Source organism: Roseovarius faecimaris (genome assembly GCF_009762325.1).
Lineage (GTDB): Bacteria > Pseudomonadota > Alphaproteobacteria > Rhodobacterales > Rhodobacteraceae > Roseovarius > Roseovarius faecimaris.
This window is the reverse complement of record NZ_CP034348.1, coordinates 746,070-765,367: the sequence shown is the minus strand read 5'-3', so window position 1 is coordinate 765,367 and position 19,298 is coordinate 746,070. Positions and strand designations below refer to the sequence as shown.

The 19,298-nt window shown below is 59.0% G+C and carries 18 protein-coding genes and 1 pseudogene; 10 read left to right on the top strand and 9 right to left on the bottom strand.

What is annotated here, in order from left to right:
- Positions 1-18: 18 nt before the first annotated feature.
- Positions 19-558: an adenine phosphoribosyltransferase gene (locus EI983_RS04115; protein WP_157706134.1), complete on the top strand. Its 540-nt coding sequence runs from the start codon at positions 19-21 to the stop codon at positions 556-558.
- Here EI983_RS04115 and EI983_RS04110 read toward each other — a convergent pair.
- The gene (locus EI983_RS04110) at positions 555-1,493 is read right to left on the bottom strand and encodes a LysR substrate-binding domain-containing protein (protein ID WP_157706133.1); all 939 of its coding nucleotides are present in this window, start codon (positions 1,491-1,493) and stop codon (positions 555-557) included. The two genes, EI983_RS04115 and EI983_RS04110, sit on opposite strands and share 4 nt — an antisense overlap.
- 117 nt (positions 1,494-1,610) lie before the next feature.
- Between EI983_RS04110 and EI983_RS04105 the strand changes: the two genes are divergently transcribed.
- Positions 1,611-1,853: a hypothetical protein gene (locus EI983_RS04105; protein ID WP_157706132.1), complete on the top strand. Its 243-nt coding sequence runs from the start codon at positions 1,611-1,613 to the stop codon at positions 1,851-1,853.
- On the opposite strand, the gene EI983_RS04100 is transcribed toward EI983_RS04105, so the two are convergent.
- Positions 1,844-2,857 (bottom strand): NAD-dependent epimerase/dehydratase family protein, encoded by a 1,014-nt coding sequence (locus tag EI983_RS04100; protein WP_157706131.1) that lies wholly within the window; start codon positions 2,855-2,857, stop codon positions 1,844-1,846. The two genes, EI983_RS04105 and EI983_RS04100, sit on opposite strands and share 10 nt — an antisense overlap.
- Before the next feature lie 139 nt (positions 2,858-2,996).
- Between EI983_RS04100 and EI983_RS04095 the strand changes: the two genes are divergently transcribed.
- Positions 2,997-4,238 carry a lytic murein transglycosylase gene (locus EI983_RS04095; RefSeq protein WP_157706130.1) on the top strand — a complete coding sequence of 414 codons (1,242 nt, stop codon included), beginning with the start codon at positions 2,997-2,999 and terminating at the stop codon, positions 4,236-4,238.
- 6 nt (positions 4,239-4,244) lie between these two features.
- Here EI983_RS04095 and EI983_RS04090 read toward each other — a convergent pair whose 3' ends face one another.
- Entirely contained in the window at positions 4,245-5,096 is an 852-nt protein-coding gene (locus EI983_RS04090) for a 1-acyl-sn-glycerol-3-phosphate acyltransferase (RefSeq protein WP_157706129.1), read from the bottom strand.
- A 185-nt stretch (positions 5,097-5,281) separates the two neighbouring features.
- Here EI983_RS04090 and EI983_RS04085 point away from each other — a divergent pair, with 185 nt between their 5' ends.
- Positions 5,282-6,208 carry a bile acid:sodium symporter family protein gene (locus tag EI983_RS04085; protein ID WP_157706128.1) on the top strand — a complete coding sequence of 309 codons (927 nt, stop codon included), beginning with the start codon at positions 5,282-5,284 and terminating at the stop codon, positions 6,206-6,208.
- A gap of 192 nt (positions 6,209-6,400) precedes the next feature.
- Here the strand turns inward: EI983_RS04085 and EI983_RS04080 are convergent, their stop codons facing one another.
- From EI983_RS04080 to EI983_RS04065, 4 genes are all read right to left on the bottom strand, one after another.
- The gene (locus EI983_RS04080) at positions 6,401-6,736 is read right to left on the bottom strand and encodes a copper-binding protein (RefSeq protein ID WP_157706127.1); all 336 of its coding nucleotides are present in this window, start codon (positions 6,734-6,736) and stop codon (positions 6,401-6,403) included.
- Positions 6,737-6,770: 34 nt separating this feature from the next.
- Complete coding sequence (locus EI983_RS04075) at positions 6,771-9,950, bottom strand: efflux RND transporter permease subunit (RefSeq protein ID WP_157706126.1); 3,180 nt, start codon at positions 9,948-9,950, stop codon at positions 6,771-6,773.
- Entirely contained in the window at positions 9,947-12,154 is a 2,208-nt protein-coding gene (locus EI983_RS04070) for an efflux RND transporter periplasmic adaptor subunit (RefSeq protein WP_157706125.1), read from the bottom strand. The genes EI983_RS04075 and EI983_RS04070 overlap by 4 nt, the downstream gene beginning before the upstream one ends.
- 90 nt (positions 12,155-12,244) lie before the next feature.
- Positions 12,245-12,610 carry a hypothetical protein gene (locus tag EI983_RS04065; RefSeq protein WP_198389375.1) on the bottom strand — a complete coding sequence of 122 codons (366 nt, stop codon included), beginning with the start codon at positions 12,608-12,610 and terminating at the stop codon, positions 12,245-12,247.
- 215 nt (positions 12,611-12,825) lie between these two features.
- Between EI983_RS04065 and EI983_RS04060 the strand changes: the two genes are divergently transcribed.
- The 3 genes from EI983_RS04060 to EI983_RS04050 all read left to right on the top strand — a co-directional run bounded on the left by EI983_RS04060 (position 12,826) and on the right by EI983_RS04050 (position 14,883).
- Positions 12,826-13,167: a copper resistance CopC family protein gene (locus tag EI983_RS04060; RefSeq protein WP_157706123.1), complete on the top strand. Its 342-nt coding sequence runs from the start codon at positions 12,826-12,828 to the stop codon at positions 13,165-13,167.
- A 3-nt stretch (positions 13,168-13,170) separates the two neighbouring features.
- Positions 13,171-14,043 (top strand): copper resistance D family protein, encoded by an 873-nt coding sequence (locus EI983_RS04055; protein WP_157706122.1) that lies wholly within the window; start codon positions 13,171-13,173, stop codon positions 14,041-14,043.
- Positions 14,044-14,517: 474 nt separating this feature from the next.
- Positions 14,518-14,883: a hypothetical protein gene (locus EI983_RS04050; protein WP_157706121.1), complete on the top strand. Its 366-nt coding sequence runs from the start codon at positions 14,518-14,520 to the stop codon at positions 14,881-14,883.
- Between the two features lie 41 nt (positions 14,884-14,924).
- Here the strand turns inward: EI983_RS04050 and EI983_RS04045 are convergent.
- A protein-coding gene (locus EI983_RS04045; protein ID WP_157705713.1) for an IS3 family transposase occupies positions 14,925-16,051 on the bottom strand; the annotation gives its coding sequence in 2 pieces (ribosomal slippage) (positions 14,925-15,787 and positions 15,787-16,051; 1,128 coding nt in all).
- Between the two features lie 62 nt (positions 16,052-16,113).
- Between EI983_RS04045 and EI983_RS04040 the strand changes: the two are divergent.
- A pseudogene (locus EI983_RS04040) lies at positions 16,114-16,290 on the top strand (integrase core domain-containing protein); the annotation flags it as partial.
- Here EI983_RS04040 and EI983_RS04035 read toward each other — a convergent pair.
- Positions 16,287-16,655: a hypothetical protein gene (locus EI983_RS04035; protein WP_157706120.1), complete on the bottom strand. Its 369-nt coding sequence runs from the start codon at positions 16,653-16,655 to the stop codon at positions 16,287-16,289. The pseudogene EI983_RS04040 and the gene EI983_RS04035 overlap by 4 nt on opposite strands.
- Before the next feature lie 414 nt (positions 16,656-17,069).
- Here EI983_RS04035 and EI983_RS04030 point away from each other — a divergent pair, with 414 nt between their 5' ends.
- Both EI983_RS04030 and EI983_RS04025 read left to right on the top strand, forming a co-directional pair.
- A complete protein-coding gene (locus EI983_RS04030; RefSeq protein ID WP_157706119.1) occupies positions 17,070-18,620 on the top strand; it encodes a winged helix-turn-helix domain-containing tetratricopeptide repeat protein in 1,551 nt (516 codons plus the stop codon).
- Between the two features lie 93 nt (positions 18,621-18,713).
- Positions 18,714-18,974 carry a hypothetical protein gene (locus tag EI983_RS04025; protein ID WP_157706118.1) on the top strand — a complete coding sequence of 87 codons (261 nt, stop codon included), beginning with the start codon at positions 18,714-18,716 and terminating at the stop codon, positions 18,972-18,974.
- The last annotated feature ends 324 nt before the right edge of the window (positions 18,975-19,298 follow it).

Sequence of the window (19,298 nt, the reverse complement as noted above, 5' to 3'; positions counted from 1 at the left end):
CAGCGCAAGGGGGCCAGCATGCCAAGCAGCAAGACCGTGAAGGACTATATCCGCACCATCGTCGACTTCCCGCATGAGGGTATCCTGTTTCGCGATGTGACCACGCTCTTTGCCGACCCGCGCGGTTTCCGGCTGGCGATCGACCAGCTTCTGCACCCCTATGTGGGCGAGCGGATCGACAAGGTGGTGGGCCTTGAGGCGCGCGGCTTCATCCTGGGCGGGGCCATCGCACACCAGCTCAGCGTCGGGTTTGTGCCGATCCGCAAGAAAGGCAAGCTGCCCGGTGCGGTGATTTCCGAGGAATACACGCTGGAATATGGCGAGGCCGTCGTCGAACTGCATGACGACGCGATCAGCGCGGGCGAGAACATCCTGCTTGTCGATGACCTTCTGGCCACCGGTGGCACCGCAGAGGCCGGGATCAAGCTGATCGAGCGGCTGGGCGGCCGGATCATCGGCTGTGCCTTCGTTGTGGACCTGCCCGAGCTTGGCGGGCGCAAACGGATCGAGGCCATGGGGATGGATGTGCACACCTTGTGTGAGTTCGAAGGGCTCTAACGCGCTTTCTCGGCCCCACCTCCAAGCCCTGAGGCGATCGCCGAGCGCCTGCCTGTTTCGCGCGCCCATTCCACGAACGCCGCCACTTTGGGCGTATCAAGCAGAGTGTCATGCACCAGCAGACAGGTATCCCCCAGCGGAGAGGGGCATGCCAGATCCGGAAATGGGCGTATCAGCAAACCGGCCTGCAACTCCTCGCGGCACAGTACAAGATCGCTCATCACCACGCCCGCGCCCATCAGGGCCGCTTTCACCGCCATGTCGAGATTGGGAAAATCGTCACCAGATGCCTTGCTGAGACCCGGCACCGGGAAGGCCGAAAGCCAGGCCTCCCAATCGTGCCGCCAAGGCGTTTCGTGCAAAAGCGTGTGCCGCGTCAAATCCTGCGGCGTTCTGAGGGGCACTTCTCCTTCAGCCAAACGCGGCGCACAAGCTGGGGTGAGCATGACCGGAAAGAGCGGCACAACAGTCAACCCCTCGCGCTGTCGCGGCCAGTGTTCGACGGAAAAACTGATGTCGAACTCGCCTGTTTCGAATTGCGACGAGCGGAAGAAATCCGTGGTCAGGCGCAGGTCGATCTCAGGGTGACGGCGTCGGAAATCGTCGAGATTGGGAATAAGCCACCGGATCGAGGTTGCCGGCGGGCAGAGCACGCGCAGGCTTTGCGTATCCGATTTCAGGCGCGCGGCCTCGCGGGTGATCGTGTCGAAGGCGTCGGTCAACACCGGGAGGAACTGCCGCCCTGCTCCGGTCAGTTCCACGCCTTTCGCGTGCCGCCGAAACAGCGCCGTGCCCAGATGCTCCTCCAGCAGTTTGACATGGCGGCTGATTGCCCCGCGTGTCACGTTCAGCTCTTCCGAGGCCCCGACGAACCCGTTGTGACGCGCCGCCGCTTCGAAGGCGCGCAATGCATTGAGAGGTGGTAGCTTGGGCATGAAGGCAAAAGGATCAGTTTATTTACCCCTTGATAGCAGATAACTTGGTTTGCGCGCAATGCAGGCACAGCATTATTCATATCCCAACAGAAGCCATACAAGCTGAAAGGTTGAAGAATGCTATTATCACCCGCCCTTTCCGACAACAGCCCTGGCATCCGCTGGATGGACGCCCTGCGCTCACTGATCAGGAAAACTAAACCTCTGACAGAAGAGGAACGCCATTTTCAAAACCATCTGAGCCGGCTAGCCGAGACATCACCGCATCTGTTGGAAGACATCGGCCTGACCGGTGCGGATCATTGCCCGGCAACCCCCAGGCAGGACCCTGAAACATCCTTTGCCGGACGTCACTTCTGATAATAGTCCCGGAACCAGGCCACGAATTGCGCGATCCCGTCCCGCACATCGGTTTGTGGCCGGTAGCCGGTGAGCGACTGCAAAAGGCTCGCATCCGCCCAGGTCGCAGGCACATCGCCCTTTTGCATCGGCATGTAGTTGCGCCGCGCCTCGACGCCCAGCTCCGCCTCGATCGCATCGACGAAATCAATCAGCTTCACCGTGTCCGAATTGCCGATATTGACGACGCGGTAAGGGGCAACATGGCTCAGGCTATCCCCCTCGGCGATGTCCTCTTCGCTATCAGGCCGCACCGGGACCGCGTCCATCAACAGGCGGATGCCGCGCACAAGATCGTCGATGTAAGTGAAGTCGCGGTACATCTCGCCGTTGTTATAGATATCCACCTCGCGCCCATCGAGCATCGCGTCAACAAACTTGAACAGCGCCATATCCGGCCGACCCCAGGGACCGTAGACGGTGAAGAACCGGAACATGGTTGTCGGCAGGTTCCACAGATGGGCATAGGAATGGCCCATCGCCTCGGTCGCCTTCTTTGTCGCGGCGTAGATGGTCATCGGGCTGTCGGCCTTGTGGGTCTCGGCATAGGGCATCTGGGTATTGGCGCCGTAAACCGATGAGGTGGAGGCCATCAGAAGGTGCTTCACCGCATACCGCCGGGCAATCTCCATCACGTTGAACGTGCCCACGACATTGGCCTCGATATAGGCGCGCGGATTTTCCAGGCTGTACCGCACCCCGGCCTGCGCCGCGAGATGCACGATGATGTCGGGCTGGAATGCATCGGCAATCGCATCGAGCCGTTCTGCGTCCTCCAGCATCACTTCATGCGCCGCAAAACCGTCATGCTGCAACAGCATCTGGTGGCGTTTCTTTTTCAGCGTGACGTCATAATAGTCGGTCATCCCGTCCACGCCACAGACCTGCATCCCCTCGCGCAACAAGAGCTGCGCCAGGTGAAAGCCGATGAACCCTGCGCTGCCAGTGATGAAAACCTTTGTCATGCCCGCCCCGCTGCCTTGCCTCTGATCCTGCGATAGCCCCCCGACCTCTGCCGATCAAGCCTGCCTCTGCGCATTGTTGACCTCTGTGACCAGAGCGGATCATATGTCAGGATGCGTCCTTGGCTTAGGTTCATTACATATGCGTAGTTTACTCTTTCTGGTCGCGTGTTTGATGCTGTGCATCACCCTGCCTGCCGAAGCGCAAAACAAGGCTTCGGTTGAACGGCAGTTCCAGACCTGGCTGGAACAGACCATCTGGCCACGCGCCCGTGCCAAGGGGGTGAAGCGCGCCACATTCGATGCGGCCTTCAACGGCGTGACGCTCAACTGGAAACTGCCCGATCTGGTGCCACCGGGAACGCAACCCAAGGCAAACCGAAAGCAGCTTCAGGCCGAGTTCGGAAGCCCGGGCAAGTACTTCAACGCAGGTTCGGTCAACGGGGCCACAAGCACGGGCCGCCAGATGGCCAAGCGCCACGCCAAAGCGCTGGCGGATACCGAACGCAAAACCGGCGTGCCGGGGCGGATCATCCTCGCCATCTGGGGCCGCGAGAGCGGGTATGGCCGCGTCGATATCCCGCATGATGTTTTCGAGGTTCTCGGCACAAAGGGGTTCATGAGCACCCGCGCGGCCTATTTCACCGATGAGTTGATCGCCGCCCTGCAAATCGCTCAGTCAGGGCACGCCCCCGGCCGCGCGATGAAAAGCAGCTGGGCCGGGGCGCTGGGGCAGCCGCAATTCATGCCGTCGTCATTCCTCGAATATGCCACCGATGGCGACGGCGACCGCCGTGCCGATATCTGGCGATCTGAGGCCGATACGATCGCCTCCATTGGCAATTACCTGGCCCGGCATGGCTGGGTGAGTGGACGCGACTGGGGATTTGAAGTGACGGTGCCCGCCTCGGTCTCTTGCTCTCTGGAAGGGCCGGACCAGGGCCGCAAGATCCGCGACTGGACCAGGATGGGGATCACCCGGGTTTCCGGCAAACCCTTTCCCGATCATGAGCTGCGCGGCGAGGGGTACCTGATGATGCCCGCGGGCCGCAACGGACCGGCCTTTATCGTCACGCCCAATTTCTATGTGCTGAAAGAGTATAACACGTCCGACCTCTATGCGCTTTTTGTGGGCCATGTGGGGGATCGGATTCAGTTCGGCTCTCCCTCCTTTTCCGCCGGGTGGGGCAAGGTGGGCGGGCTCTTGCGCTCTGACGTGGCGCGGATGCAGCAGGCTCTGGTGCGCATGGGGCATGACGTGGGTGGGGTGGACGGCCTGCCCGGTTACAAGACCCGCCGTTCCATCGGGCGCTGGCAGGAGGCCACTGGCCAGCAAGCCACCTGTTTTCCCGAGGCCCGGATGAAAGCACAGCTCAAGCCCTGAGCCGCCTCAGCCCGGTCGGTAAAGCCCCGGCACCAATCCTTCGGACAGCTCCTTGAGCCGTTCCGGTGCAGTGCCGGGCGGCTGCGCCGGGCCGTAATGCACCGCGTAGGAGCCTCCCAGTTTGGCGATCAGCTCGGACACATAGCGCAAAGAGGCGACCTTGCGGCCAAACTCGTCATTGCCGCCGCTCAACAGCCCCATCAGGCGCCTTGTCCGATAATAGTGTCGCGAATTTCGCATATCCGCCGAGGCCGGAACAATGGGCGCATTGCAGGCGGCCGAGACGCGGGTCACGCCTGTCCGCCAGGGCGGCTCCACCAGAAGCCCGCGATCCATCCGCGGCACCTTGCCCGAACCAAAAACCAGAAGCGCCCCGCCCGTTTCCAGATGTGCCTGCATCCCGTCGATGGTCTGCCGCGCGGTCATGACCTTTTCCTGGCGGTTGAAATCCACGGCAATGATCCGCTCCGGACCGAGGAAACGCTCGGTCTCACGTCCGGCAACCACCTTCAGGTCAGGCCGGTGATCCAGCAACGCGCCGGCATGGGCGATAAAGTCGAACGTGCCGATCGGATGGGTCGATCCGATCACCACAGCCCCCCTGCCCGGGATGTGCTCCAACCCATGCGCCGTGATTGTCGTGCCGCCATTCATCCGCAGAAGCGCCTCGATCAGATCCGGCCCGGTGCGCCCATCGAGCTCCAGCAGGATGTCGCGTGTTTCGCGCAACGCAAAGAACGCCTGCCCGGTCAGCCCCCTGTTCAGCGCATCCACCGCCTGCATCGTCCAGCGCAACAGCTTCAGCCGAATATCCGAGCCTTCAGGGATACGCAGCCGCGCGCGCAACAGCTCGTCCAACGGGTCGTCTTTTGCCTGCCTGCCCACTCTCAGCCCAGCGCCTTTACCTGCCTCTGGCGTCACGCTAGCACGGCTCCCCACGGTCTGCACCAGGTCATTGCGGCCCTCGGGTTTTCATGGACTTGCGGCAGAAGCTGCGCCAAAGTCGGCGCTGAGGCGGAGGCCGGGGCGGAACAGGGGGACCGATGAGCAGTGCAACGGCGGCGGAGATTGATGCCGTCATCCTGAATTTCTCACCAACCAGCCTGACGGTGCTCAACATGGTGCTGGCGGTGGTGATGTTCTCGATTGCGCTGGAACTGAAACCAAGCGATTTCAAGCGCCTCGTCCAGTCGCCCAAACCGGTACTTGTGGGGCTCTTTTCTCAGTTCGTGCTTTTGCCCGCCCTCACCTTCTGCCTTGTGCTGCTGACCCGCCCGCAACCCTCTATCGCCCTGGGCCTCATTCTCGTGGCGGCTTGTCCGGGTGGGAATATCTCCAACTTCATCACCCATCGCGCCGGCGGCAATGCTGCGCTTTCGGTTTCGCTCACCGCGTTTTCGACCGTCGCGGCGATCTTCCTGACACCGGCCAATATCGCCTTCTGGGGCAGTCTCTATGCACCCACCCGGCAGATCCTGCGGGACACGGCGATCGATCCGATGTCGGTGGCCGTAACGGTAGGGCTGATGCTGGTGCTGCCGCTCTGTCTCGGTATGGCGCTCAACGCGACCCGGCCCGACATCACCGCACGCCTGCGTCGTCCGCTGCAATATCTTTCGATGGCAATCTTCATTGCTTTCGTGGTGCTGGCGCTTGCCGCCAACTGGTCGCTCTTTTTGCAGTATGCCACCGCCGTGGCGGCTCTGGTTTTCGTGCATAACGGCCTCTCGCTTGCAGGTGGCTATTCAGCGGCGACCCTTGCGGGGCTCTCTGCCTTTGACCGCCGGGCCATCACCATCGAAACCGGCATTCAGAATTCAGGGCTTGGCCTGATCCTGATCTTCGGGTTTTTCGATGGTCTGGGCGGCATGGCGGTCGTGGCCGCCTTCTGGGGAATGTGGCACATCCTGTCGGGCATGGCCCTTGCCGGGCTGATGGCGCGCAGACCCGCACCGCGCCTGGCGGCATGATACGGTGACAGGGAACGCAGACAAGGCGGCACGATGGTGACGCGTGAGCCCCCCGCAAGCCTTGAGCGAGGCCGCCATCCCTTCAAGCTGACGGAATGACGGCGTTCGAGGGGAGCCGCTATCAACACAAACATCCCCGACGGTCTGCGCCCCGGCTGACCCTGTTCCAAATTGCGGGGCTACAGCCTGGGCCTACTCCTTGGGCATCAGGGCGCGGATGCCATACATGCCATCCTCGCCTTTCTCCAGGACGATCAGGGCGCCTTGACCTTCGGCCACATCGCTGACCTCTGCGCCTTCCAACAACTGAAGGTCCATTGTCATTGCGGGCCAGCCGATTTCCGGGATCGGGTCATGGGAGAGATTGACCGTGGTTCCGTCAATGGTGTGGATGACGGCCTCAACCTGCACGCCTTCATGCATTGCGCCATGACCAGAGTGATCAGCATGCCCGGAATGGTCATCGGTCGCGAATGCGCTCGTGGCCAAAAGACCGGTCGCCACCAGAGAATAGATTGAGTTGCGCATAGTGTCCTCCTTTGAGAATTAAATCCGTAATGGGCTACTCGCCCGGTGTGAGAATTGCCCTCTGCGACGGGGCTTTCGTCATCTGGCGATTTGTCTTGCGCAGGCTGAGCCGTTTCCAGATCACGAAAATCGCCGGGATGACAAACAACGTCAGAACCGTGGCGGTGGCCATGCCGCCGATCATCGGGGCGGCGATGCGCTGCATCACCTCGGACCCGGTGCCGGTGCCGTACATGATCGGGATCAGCCCGGCAAAGATTGTGGCCACGGTCATCAGTTTGGGCCGCAGGCGCAAAAGCGCACCTTCGAAAACGGCTTGTTCGATATCGTCCCGAACCAGCTCTCGTCCGTCTTCCTGTGCCGCCTTAACGCGTTTTTCCCAGGCCAGGTTGAGATAGAGCAGCATCACGATTGCCGTCTCCACAGCGACACCGGCGAGCGCAATGAAGCCCACGAGAACGGCGACAGAGATGGCAAAGCCAAGATACCAGATCAACCAGACGCCGCCCGCCAGAGCCACGGGCAGGGCAAGCAAGATGATGGCCACCTCCGTGACGCGGTTAAACGCCAGGAACAGCATCAAGGTGATGATCATCAACGTGGCCGGGGCGACGATGGACAGTTTTTCCTGCACCCGTTCGATGTATTCGTATTGGCCTGACCACGACAACGCATAGCCGGGCGGCAATTCCACGGTTTGAGCCACATGCGCGCGGGCCTCGGCGACATAGCCCCCCAGGTCGCGCCCTGCGATATCAATGAAAACAAAACCGGTTCGGCGCGCATTCTCGGAGCGGATCATGCCGGGACCATCCACCAGCTTGATTTCGGCCACGGCCGAGAGTGGTATATGCGCGCCCGAGGGTGTCACCATCGGCAGATTGGCCATGCGTTCCGGGCTGTCGCGCCAATCGCGCGGATAGCGCAGGTTGATCGGGAACCGTTCCAGCCCTTCGACGCTTTCGGCAATGGTCTGTCCGCCGATGGCGGTCTGCACCACCTGCTGCACATCGGCGATCGAAAGCGCATAGCGCGCCGCCGCCGCGCGGTCGATATCGATCTCGATATAGCGCCCGCCCACGGGCCGCTCGGCATAGGCCGACGTGGTGCCGGGTATATCCGCCACGGCGCGTTCAACCGCGATGGCGATCTCTTCGATCACATCGAGATCAGCGCCGGATATCTTGACCCCCACCGGCGTCTTGATGCCCGTGGCGAGCATATCAATGCGGTTCTTGATCGGCTGGATCCACACGTTCGTGACACCGGGCACCTGCACGCGTCTGTCCAACTCGTTTCGAATGTCGTCCATTGTGATACCCGGACGCCATTCCTCCTGCGGTTTGAGCTGGATGGTCGTTTCAATCATGGTCAGCGGGGCCGGGTCGGTGGCTGTGTCGGCTCGGCCAAGCTTGCCGTGTACATTCTCCACCTCAGGGACTTCGCTGATCAGACGATTGGTCTGTTGCAGCACCTCACGCGCCTTGCCGATGGACACACCGGGATAGAGCGACGGCATATAGAGGAAATCGCCCTCGTTCAGCGCGGGCATGAATTCAGTGCCAAGGCGCTGCGCGGGATACCACATGGAGGCGACCAACACGCCCGCCAGAAGCGTCGTGGCCCAGGGCCAGGCCACGGCCGCGTCAAGGAACGGGCGATAGAGCCATTGACACACCACGTTCAGCGGATTGCGCCGCTCGGCGATGATACGGCCCCGGATGAAATAACCCATCAGTACGGGAACCAGCGTCACCGACAGGATCGCAGCGGCCGCCATGGCATAGGTCTTGGTAAAGGCCAGCGGTTTGAAAAGCCGTCCTTCCTGCGCTTCCAGCACAAAAACCGGCACGAAACTGACCGTGATGATCGCCAGCGAGAAGAACAGGGCCGGCCCCACTTCGGAGGCCGCTTCTCCCACCACTTTCCAGCGGTTTTCACGGGTGATCTTGCCGTCTTCGATTTTGCGATGCATCGCCTCGATCATCACGATGGCGGCATCCACCATCGCCCCGATGGCAATGGCGATCCCGCCCAGCGACATGATGTTCGCATTCACACCCTGCAGGCGCATCACGACGAAAGCCGCCAATACGCCCAAGGGCAGGAACAACACGATCACCAGCGACGAGCGCAGGTGCAGCAGAAACGCACCGCAGACCAATATGACGACGATGAACTCCTCCGTCAGTTTCTTTTGCAGGTTGTCGATGGCGCGTTCGATCACGCCTGAACGGTCATAGGTGGTGACGATCTCAACGCCTTCGGGCAGGGAGCCGCGCAACTCGTCCAGTTTCTGTTCCACCGCCTGAATTGTCGTCAGGGCGTTCTCCCCCCAGCGCATGATGACGACCGCCCCGACGGCGTCGCCTTGCCCGTCAAACTCGCCCACGCCGCGCCGCATCTCGGGGCCAAGGCGGATTTCGGCCACATCGCCAAGCGTCAGCGCCGCGCCGCGTTCGTTCACCATCAGGGGGATGGCCGCCAGATCATCGAGCCCGTCCACATACCCCGTGGCGCGCACCATATATTCGGCCTCGGCCATTTCGATGACACTGCCGCCGGTTTCGCGGTTGGCCATTTCAATCGCGGACAAAAGCTTGGACAGAGGGATATCGAAGGCGCGCAGTTTGTTGGGATCGACGACAATCTGATACTGCTTGACCATGCCACCGATGGTGGCCACTTCGGACACGCCTTCGATGGTCTGCAACTCGAATTTCAGGAACCAATCCTGAATGGCCCGGAGTTGCGAGAGATCATGCCCGCCAGTGCGGTCGATCAGGGCATACTGATAAATCCAGCCTACACCCGTGGCATCCGGCCCCAGTTCGGGGTTCACGCCTGCCGGAAGCCGGGATTGCACCTGCGCAAGATACTCCAGCACCCGCGACCGCGCCCAATAGAGATCGGTGCCGTCTTCGAACACCACATAGACGTAGCTGTCGCCAAAGAAAGAGAACCCCCGCACATCCACGGCGCCCGGGACCGCCAGCATGGCCGTGGCAATGGGATAGGTCACCTGATCTTCGACCACTTGAGGGGCTTGCCCGGCATAAGGGGTTTTCACGATCACCTGCACATCGGACAGATCCGGGATGGCGTCCACCGGCGTTGTCCGGACGGCCCAGAGCCCCGAGGCCGCAAGCATCATCGCCAACACAATCACGACAAACCGGTTGGCAATGGACCATCGGATCAGGGCCGCGATCATGACCCGTCCTCCGAAAGCCCCTGCAGGGTGAGCGACATGTCCTGTCCCTGAAGGAGCAGAAGGCCGGTTTCCTCTCCCAGCGGCAGAGAGGCCGGGTCCAGCGCCTCATCCAGCGGGAAATCCATTGTCATGCCCGGCATGCCGATTTCGGCGATTGGCCCGTGCGTGACATTCGCCGTCCCGGCTTCGGCGTCGATGCTGTTGACGGTTCCCATGACTTTCATCGGCCTTGCCCTTCTCTCATAGGAGGTCAGGACCATTGTCATGCCGTCAGGACGCGCAAAGGTGAGCGACAGATCTTCGTCGAGGGGCAGAGAGGCCGGATCGACTTCTTCGGCCAGACCGAACGCCATCATCATACCGGGCATACCGATCTCGGCGATGGGACCATGCGCGATCATCGCCTGCCGCGCCTGGGCATCGACGGAGCGGATGATCCCATCCACCACAATGGGCGGGGCGGCATCCACTGTCATCGCCGGTTCCGGGTCTGCCTGGGGCGTCGGCTCCGGCTGCGCCATGGCGGTGGCCCCTTCGGCCCGTATGCCGACAATGACGTAGAGCCCATCTTCTCCCTTGGCGAGGTCAAACTCCACATCCGTATTGAGCGGGATATCAGCCGGGTCGATCCCGGACACCTGCATGTCCATCTGCATCGCAGGCCAGCCAAGGGCCGGAATCGGGTCGTGGCTGAGGCTCAGCTTCCCGTCATCGGTGATGGCGTGAAACATGCCCGTACCGGTGGCATCCACCCCATCGTCAAGACCGAGCGCCGAGAGCGCCAGCAGGCCATCTGCCCCTCGGAACACGCTGAAACGCACCTCGTCGCCTTCTGCCAACTCCTCGAGATAGACATCCGAGCGAATGGCGAATTCCGTTTCCAGAGCGGGCCAGTCGAGCGCCGGGATCGCGTCATGCCGGATCACCGCGCTTCGGGTTTCGCGATCCAAGGAACTCAGGATACCCTTGGCCTCCACCGGCTCTGCCTCTGTCGGAGCAAACCGCAGCATCCCCGCATTCAGCGCACTTTCACTGTCGATCAAAAACTGCGCCGAAGCGACCACCTCATCGCCCGGGGCAAGCCCCTGTTCAATCACCGTGCGCCCATCAGCACCAAATCCATCCCGCAGACCGGTGGTGACCAGACGCGGGCGAAACGTTCCATCGTTGGTTTTCAGGATCACGCGTTCGGCCCTGCCAGTACGGATCACAGCTTCGGACGGGACGGTCAACGCTTCACGGGTCGCGCGCGGCAGCAGGGCGACATTGGCAAACATGTTGGGTTTCAGGGTGCGGTCGCTATTGTCGAACCGCAGCCGCACCCGCAGCGTTCGCGTCACACCGTCCAGTTCCGGAAAGATGTAGTCGATCTCTCCGGTGAATATGCGGTTGGGAATGTGCTCGAACCGGGCTTCGGCCCTCATATCAGGCGAGAGCCGCCCGATATCGCGCTCGAACACATCCACGAGCAGCCACACCGACGACAGATCGCCCAGCGACATGGCCCGGGTGTTCGGCTGAAGATACATCCCATCCGCCGCCGCTAATCCGATAACGACGCCATCCTGAGGAGCGTAATATCTGATGCGTTTGGCCGGAACCGTGGCTTCCGCCATCTCGTTGATCTGACGTTCGCTCACCCCGAAATTCTGGAGCTTGGAGCGGGCGATATTAATCTCATCCGCATCCTTGCGCCGAACCGCACGGATCAGTTCAGAGCTGGCAATGGTGATCTCCGGCGCGTAGAGATCAAAAAGCAATTCGCCTTGTACAACCGGATCGCCCTCGGCGCGAACTTCAAGCCGCTCGATCCAGCCCTCTACGCGGGTGTGAACATGGCTGGTGGCGTGTTCGTCATACCCCACGAACCCCACCGTCTCGATACGCTGCCCGACGTCCTGCACACGCGCCACAGCGGTGCGGACACCGATGGTGTTCACCTCGGCGGCATTCAGGGTGACCTCTTCGGGATCTCCGGAAGGTTCGTCGCCCTCGTAGACCGGCACCAGATCCATACCCATCGGAGATTTACCCGGCCCATCCTTGCGGAAATTGGGGTCCATCGGGGCCACCCAGTAAAGGATTTGCGGGCCCGCATCGACCGAGGTCATCGCCATTGCGCTGCGTTCACGCTCGTACCAAACCCCGCCGGCGATGCCTGCACCGAGGGCCAGGATGGCCAAGGCTACGTATCTTCCACGCATGTTATCGTCCTGTCTTTGAAGCGCGGCCACACAAGGGGCCGTGCAAAAAAAACCCCGAGCGATCCGTCGCTACGGGCGTTTGTCAGAAGATCAGGAGTGTTTCGGAGGTTTCTTGGCGGCCTCTGTTTCGGCGCTGGTTAGCGGCAGATCAGGAAACAGAGTCTTTTGGCACGTGATGGCACCGGTCATTGACGGAACGGATGGGGATGCAGTTCCACCGGTGTGGCAGCAGGCGATCATCGCACAGTTTGCGTGGCCGTCATGCGCCTGCCCCTGATCGGCAGCGTCCATATCATGCCCTGTGTGATCCACTGCTGCATGCGCAGACGCATCCATCGTCAGGCCATCAAGAGGGATCGCCTCATGGGCGTGTGCCATGCCGAGACCACTCAGCGAAATACTGAGCAGAACAGCAATCAAACTTGCCTGAACGATGAGCCGTTTCACAAGACGCATGACCTGCTCATAGCGAATTTCCCCACTTGCACCAAGTGCCAACTCGCCACATGCGGCACGATAGCCTACACATTGCTGTGAGTGCTGTTTCGGATCGCAATGTAAAAAAGCCAGGCTTGACAACCCACCCAACCAGACGTTTAGCCTAGCATCTCAAACGCGTGGATATCTTGCCCGCCTTTGCTCGGACCAAAAGAACTCGTGAGGGGTAGAATATGAAATACTTGTTTTTATTCATGGCTTTAGCGCTCTATCCACTCGCTGCCACGGCACATTCCGCAATACAGGAAACGACGCCCCTGGACGGCGCTGTCCTGCTCGAAGCTCCTGCCGAAATCGGGCTGAACTTTACCGACAAGCTCCGCCTGACCGCCGTCAAGGCACGCCATTCCAATGGAGAAACACAATCCATCAACCTTGGCGACTACAAAGGCTTCGAAGCGGAGTTCGTTTTTCCCATGCAGCCGATGGGCGCAGGCTCCTATGAAGTGGAATGGCGCGGTCTGGGAATGGATGGTCACGCGATGCAGGGCACGTTCACCTTCGAGGTAGAGTAACCCGTGCCCGACATCTGGTCGTTTGCGGCGGTCGTTACGAAAACCCTGATGTATTTTGGGATTCTGACCAGCAGCGGCCTGGTTCTGACGCGGTTCGTCTTTGCAGCCGAAATCTCCTCGGTTCTGCCCGTCATGCGAAAGTCTTCGCTGCTGTGCGCTCTACTTGGTGTTGTAGCCGCACTTGCCAGCTTTTGCCTGAGCGGTGCCGCTCTTACCGGCGACATGTCCGGCCTGACCGATCCCGACATGCTGGGTCTGTTGTGGCAAACACAGGTCGGTACTGCGCTGCAGATGAGATTAGTCGGTGGGGTACTGATGCTCACCGGCCTATTACTGGGGGGATCTGGATGGGGTTTGGCCGGGCTGGGCGCCCTGACGGCGCTCTGGTCCTTCACGCAGATCGGGCATCTGTCAGAAGGCCAGGACCTGTGGCCAAAACTCTTGCTGATGGCACATCTTTCCGCCATCGCCTTCTGGATCGGCATCCTTCTGCCCCTGAACCGGCTGGCCAGAAACCCGGGAGAGCTCGCACGGGCGGGTCAGCTTGGTCATCGGTTCGGGCAGATTGCGACTGTGGTCATTCCGGTCCTTTTGCTGGCCGGAATCGCCTTGGGATGGCTGCTTGTCGGCTCCTGGGGCAATCTGTTTACGACGGCCTATGGGCTGGATCTCATCGTAAAGCTTGTCCTTGTCGCCGTATTATTGGCCTTGGGCGCGTGGAACAAACTGCGTATTGTGCCCGACATGATCTCGGGCAACCCGAAGGCCGCCGCAAAGCTTTCCCAAACCATGTTCGTCGAATGGCTTTTTTTCATAGCGGTCCTGCTTGCGACCGCCTCACTGACGTTGCTTTTCGCTCTGCCGGATAACCACTAGCCGCAAACGCGAGAGCCTGGTTTTGAAGCGTTTGTCCCGACGGCATACTCTGGCCAAGGGCACCGCCTCCATTTTGCGGCGGCACAGAGACAGAATGAAGAGCTGATATCGCATCCAAATCGATACGCTGACATCTGTCTGACATCAGACATATGATGGCGGAAACGAAGTCCGCCAATGTAATTTTATATTTAATTGAAATATATATTTTATATTCAATGTAATAATTTTAATACCACAAAATATACCACACAATGTGGTGAGAAACACTTCATTCAGTACCGGCCCTTTGCGGACTTTAACCACAACTTCGATATCCGCGCATCAGTTTTACCAAACCGGCCATTCATGCTTCCCGTAGCATTTGCAGAAAAGGCAGTTCTTGCGCTTTTTCACAAACGCAGTGACGAAACGGCTCTACCATGCCAAAATCAAAAACATTAGCGCCGCGACCGAAAATTGAGAGCGAGACAGATGCAGTTTGTAAGAACCGGAGCGAATATCGTGGCTATCGCGGTATTTACTGCAGCGGCGTCCGCTACACCGTTTGACGGGCTTTACGCGCCTTCTGAAAGCTTCGCGATGTGGTCATGCCAGGCGGAGGATATTGGAGCCGACGTTGGTGCAGTTGGGATAATGAAGGATTACCTGCAGGGCGTTGAGAACGCCTGCAAATTGACTAATCCAACGAATGTCCGCGGTATGGATGCTGTTCTATACGACGCAATCTGCTCTGGCGAAGGTGAGAAATACTCGCATCGTGTCATGTTGATGCGTCATGACAACGGAATTTACGTTATCCAAGACGGCTACGCTGCCGAATGGCGCAGTTGCCGGTAGCTCTGATTGGCGTGCCCCCTTCGGGTGGTCCGGTTTAATTGTTAGTGCATCGTGGGCCTCTGGTCCATTGGAACGATGCTTTTGGGCGCGGGTGGGCGGTAACCCAATGCGCTGTGGGGTCTGACCGTGCTGTAGTGGACGCGCCATTGCTCGATCAGGATTTGAGCCTCGCGTAAGGTATAGAAGATTTCGCCGTTGAGTAGCTCGTCGCGGAAACGGGCGTTGAAGCTTTCGCAATATCCATTCTCCCAAGGCGACCCTGGTTCGATGTAGGCCGTTTTTGCTCCGACGGCGGCGATCCAGTCTCGCACCTTCTGAGCGATAAATTCTGGTCCGTTGTCGGATCTTATCCACTCCGGCGGGCCACGCAGGATGAACAGGTCGGTCAGTGCATCCAGCACATCGGTTGAGTTGAGTTTGCGATCGACGCGGATCATCAGCGCCTCCCTGGTGTATTCGTCGATGATGTTGAGCGTTCGATAGACGCGCCCATCAGCGGTTCGATCCTGCACGAAGTCATAGGACCAAACGTGGTTCGGTCGTTCGGGCCTGAGACGCACGCATGATCCGTCGTTCAGCCAAAGCCGCCCTTTCTTCTTCTGTTTCTGTGGAACCTTCAGCCCTTCACGCCGCCATATCCGTTCAACCCGCTTATGATTCACACACCACCCAGCGTTGTTCAGCAAACCAGTGACCATGCGATACCCATAGCGCCCGTACTGGTCGGCCAGCTCAATGATGTCGTCGGTCAATCGCGCTTCATCAGCACGGCCTTGGGGGACCTTGCGCTGCGTCGATCGATGCTGCCCAAGTGCGCGGCAGGCGCGGCGTTCAGACACGCCAAGCTCCTGCCGCACATGGTCGACGCATTTCCGGCGACGCGAAGGGCTCAGAAGTTTCCCTTTGCGGCTTCCGTCAGGATGAGCTTATCCAAGGTCAAATCGGACACCGCTCGACGCAGCCTTTGGTTCTCTTTCTCCAGCTCTTTCAGACGGGCAAGCTGAGACCGCTGCATCCCGCCATAGAGCTTTCGCCATCGATAGAACGTCTGTTGCGTCACGCCGATTTGGCGCACTGCCTCGACAATCGTCGCGCCTTGCCCCTGCAGAACTTCAACCTGTCGAAGCTTCGAAACAATCTCTTCGGGCTTCTCTCGTTTTCCAGCCATCGCTGATCCTCCAATTTGCGGGATAATCTATCCCAGTTGGTGGACCACTTTCAGGGGGCTACTCCATCCGCGACGAGCTACTCAACGGCGAAATCTTCTATAACTTACGCGAGGCTCAAATCCTGATCGAGCAATGGCGCGTCCACTACAACACGGTCAGACCCCACAGCGCATTGGGTTACCGCCCACCCGCGCCCAAAAGCATCGTTCCAATGGACCAGAGGCCCACGATGCACTAACAATTAAACCGGACCACCCGAAGGGGGCACGCCAGCCGCACCCACTCATTGAAATAGGCTGAGCGTTCAAAGTCCGAAGGTTCATGATCATTCGAGAAGGCCTGAAAACGCGGAAGTTTCTGCAATTTAGAAAGCCAAGGGTTGTGGCCCAGAAAATCTTCATCATACGTCAACCGCAAAGTAGGATCGAAGCCTGTTGAACCCAGTGGGTCTGCTACACCGCTTGCGTAATCCTCAATGACGAAATCACCAGCGTCTGCATTTAGGGCTTCAGTCAAAAGGTCGACGAATCTCTGCCATTCTGATGGCGAGCTAATAGCGCCATAACACACGTCAATCAGATCGATGCAGTCCTTATCATCCATGCTCAGGCTCGTGAACCCGACAGGTACACGACACTCTAATTAAAACTTGATTTAACGATGTCTGGCAGGACAGCCACGAGTCAACGGAAAAGAACTTATGTCGAAGTCCGGCCATGCCAAACTTAACGAGACTTCTCACGAGCTGAATCCCTTACAATGAATCAAGCGCAACAGGCTATTTTGGCACTTTGCACGGCTTGCTTCATCAACGCTTCTGGCTCAAAACAGCATTTTGCTGCGCTGAACAGCAATGTCTAGCTAGCGGACAAACCGGAAATTCGAATGAAAAAGCTCAGTGCCGAAAGTCCCAAGCCAAAACACTCGCAGCAGGCAATTTGCGCTCGCGGTCAAATAGACGGTGTTGCAAGATCCAATCTTCGCTATGCTTTCTAAGCGCTGCAACCGGGCTGCGAGATGAAAGCACGTTTTGGAAACTGTGAGATCGACACCGATGCGCGGAGGCTGTGTCGCGATGGTGAAATCGTCGACATGGAACCGCAGGTATTCGACGTGCTGGCTACCCTGATCGATTCAAAAGATCGGGTGCTGAGCAAGGACGATCTGATTGAAAGGGTATGGGGTGGACGTATTGTCTCCGATACTGCCGTTACCAGCCGAATAAAGGCTGTGCGAGGTGCGGTTGGCGACGATGGAGTTGCGCAAAGAGTAATCCGCACAATTCGCGGTGTCGGTTATCAGTTTGTCGCGGATCTTGAGATGAACAGCGACAATGTGGTGGCTTTGGATGAGAAGCCGGATCAACCGCTGGTTCTGGTGCTGCCATTTACGCAGGTTCCTAACGATCCTACCTCTCTTTGGCGGTTGGACGGAATTTGTGACGATGTTATTTCGGCGCTCTCTCGTTTTCGCGATCTGAGAGTTATCTCTCGTCTGACCTCCTTTGGTCTTCGGGATCTTGCGGCATCCGAAATGTCTCAGGCGGTCGAAGAGCTTGGTGCGGAATATCTGGTTGAGGGTGCGCTCCGCCAGCGCGGTGAAGGCTGGCGTATTCAGGTAAGCCTCATTGCATTGAAAACCCAAACTCAGATCTGGTCAGAGCGTTGGGAACTCTCGAGTGAGGACCTTCAGGACCTTGATGCATATATCGACCGGATTGCGGCCGCCATCGAGCCAGAACTGCTTTCTGCAGAGCGCGACCGCGTACGCAGATTGAGTGAGACAGACCTCTCGACATGGGAAACGACACAACGTGGGCTTTGGTTGTTGTGGCAGCAGCGCCCCGGGTTGCACGCAAAGGCTGTCGCAATATTGCAGGAGGCGATAAACCGAGATCCGGAGTATGCACTTGCCCATGCAGGGCTGGCATACGCGCTATGCCACGCTCACAAGGAGGGCGTGGTTGGCGATGAGGCGCTCGACCAAGCATTGGCGGCAGCACGACGTGCCGTGCAACTCGACCCCAGAGATGCCTTTGCTTATGTGGCATTGGGCCGTTCGCACCTTGCCCGTGCGGAATTCGACGCCTCCATCGCGGCCTATGACGAGGCAATCGCCCGAAACCCCAATCATGCATACGGTCATTTCGGACGCGGCTATTCGCTTTGCTTAAGCGGCCGCCCGACCGAAGCCATAGATCACTTCGAACGTGTGCTGGAGCTGAGCCCACGCGATCCGCAAGGATGGTCGGTCTGCGTGATGCTGTGCTTCTCCTGCCTGCTGACGAACCGAACTCACGACGCCCTTGGCTGGGCCCGAAAAGCACAGCAAATGCCAAATGCACCGCATTGGGCTCTTGCTGCGGAGGCTGCAGCTCTCAAATCGCTGGGACGCAAAGCGGAAGCTGAGAAATCTCTGCGAAGGGCGTTGATCGCAAGGCCAGACCTCGATGCAGCCTTTCTCGATCGCGCTTACCCGTTCGCCGCTCGTCAGGACTATGACAAGTTGGCCGGTCTCATGTTGGGTACTTTTGTACCAGTGGCCTCTGGGGAGGAAATCTCCACTTAATCTCCACACTTCTCCACCTAGGCACCAAGCACCGGAAAGGCGGAGTCGGCATGTTCGTTGCATCAAAGCCAAGCAACAAACGGAGACTTCATCATGGACTTCATTCAAGCGACAACTCACGGTGAACGCACATTCAAGCAACGGGCTGTATCCGCAATAGCTAAACTTTTGGCAATGCCGGAGGGATTTCGGCACCGCGCGGAGCTTCGCGAGCTGACGCCCGAGCGGCGCGGTGACATCTCCATGACCGAACGAGATCATGAGACTGCACTGAGGATGCCAGTGACCGACTACCCGGTTTTCGCAATAGCCTACAAAAAATGGGAGCGGCGAATCCTAGCCCTTCTGGGTTGATCATAGACAACCAGATAGTCACTATGTCTCGCAGGAATAATCTCCATGAATGAGGCCGAGCGGTGTTGAGAACTGATCGGCCCATTTTGGGGAAATCCCTTAGCTTAAACTTTGGGCTTGTGGTTTCTGAGGTGCGAACAGGCGTATCGTCTAAAGAAGAAGCCGCACAAATGGCCGCAGACCTGAAAAGGGCTGCAGATGAGGGCACGTTCTTCGGTGCTTGCAATTACTATGGATATGTTCTGCGAAAACCTTAGCAGGATGTTTTGGTGGTCTGCTCTGGGCTCGTTGCGGTCATTCTCCTGTCTAGCCCCCATTTTCAGC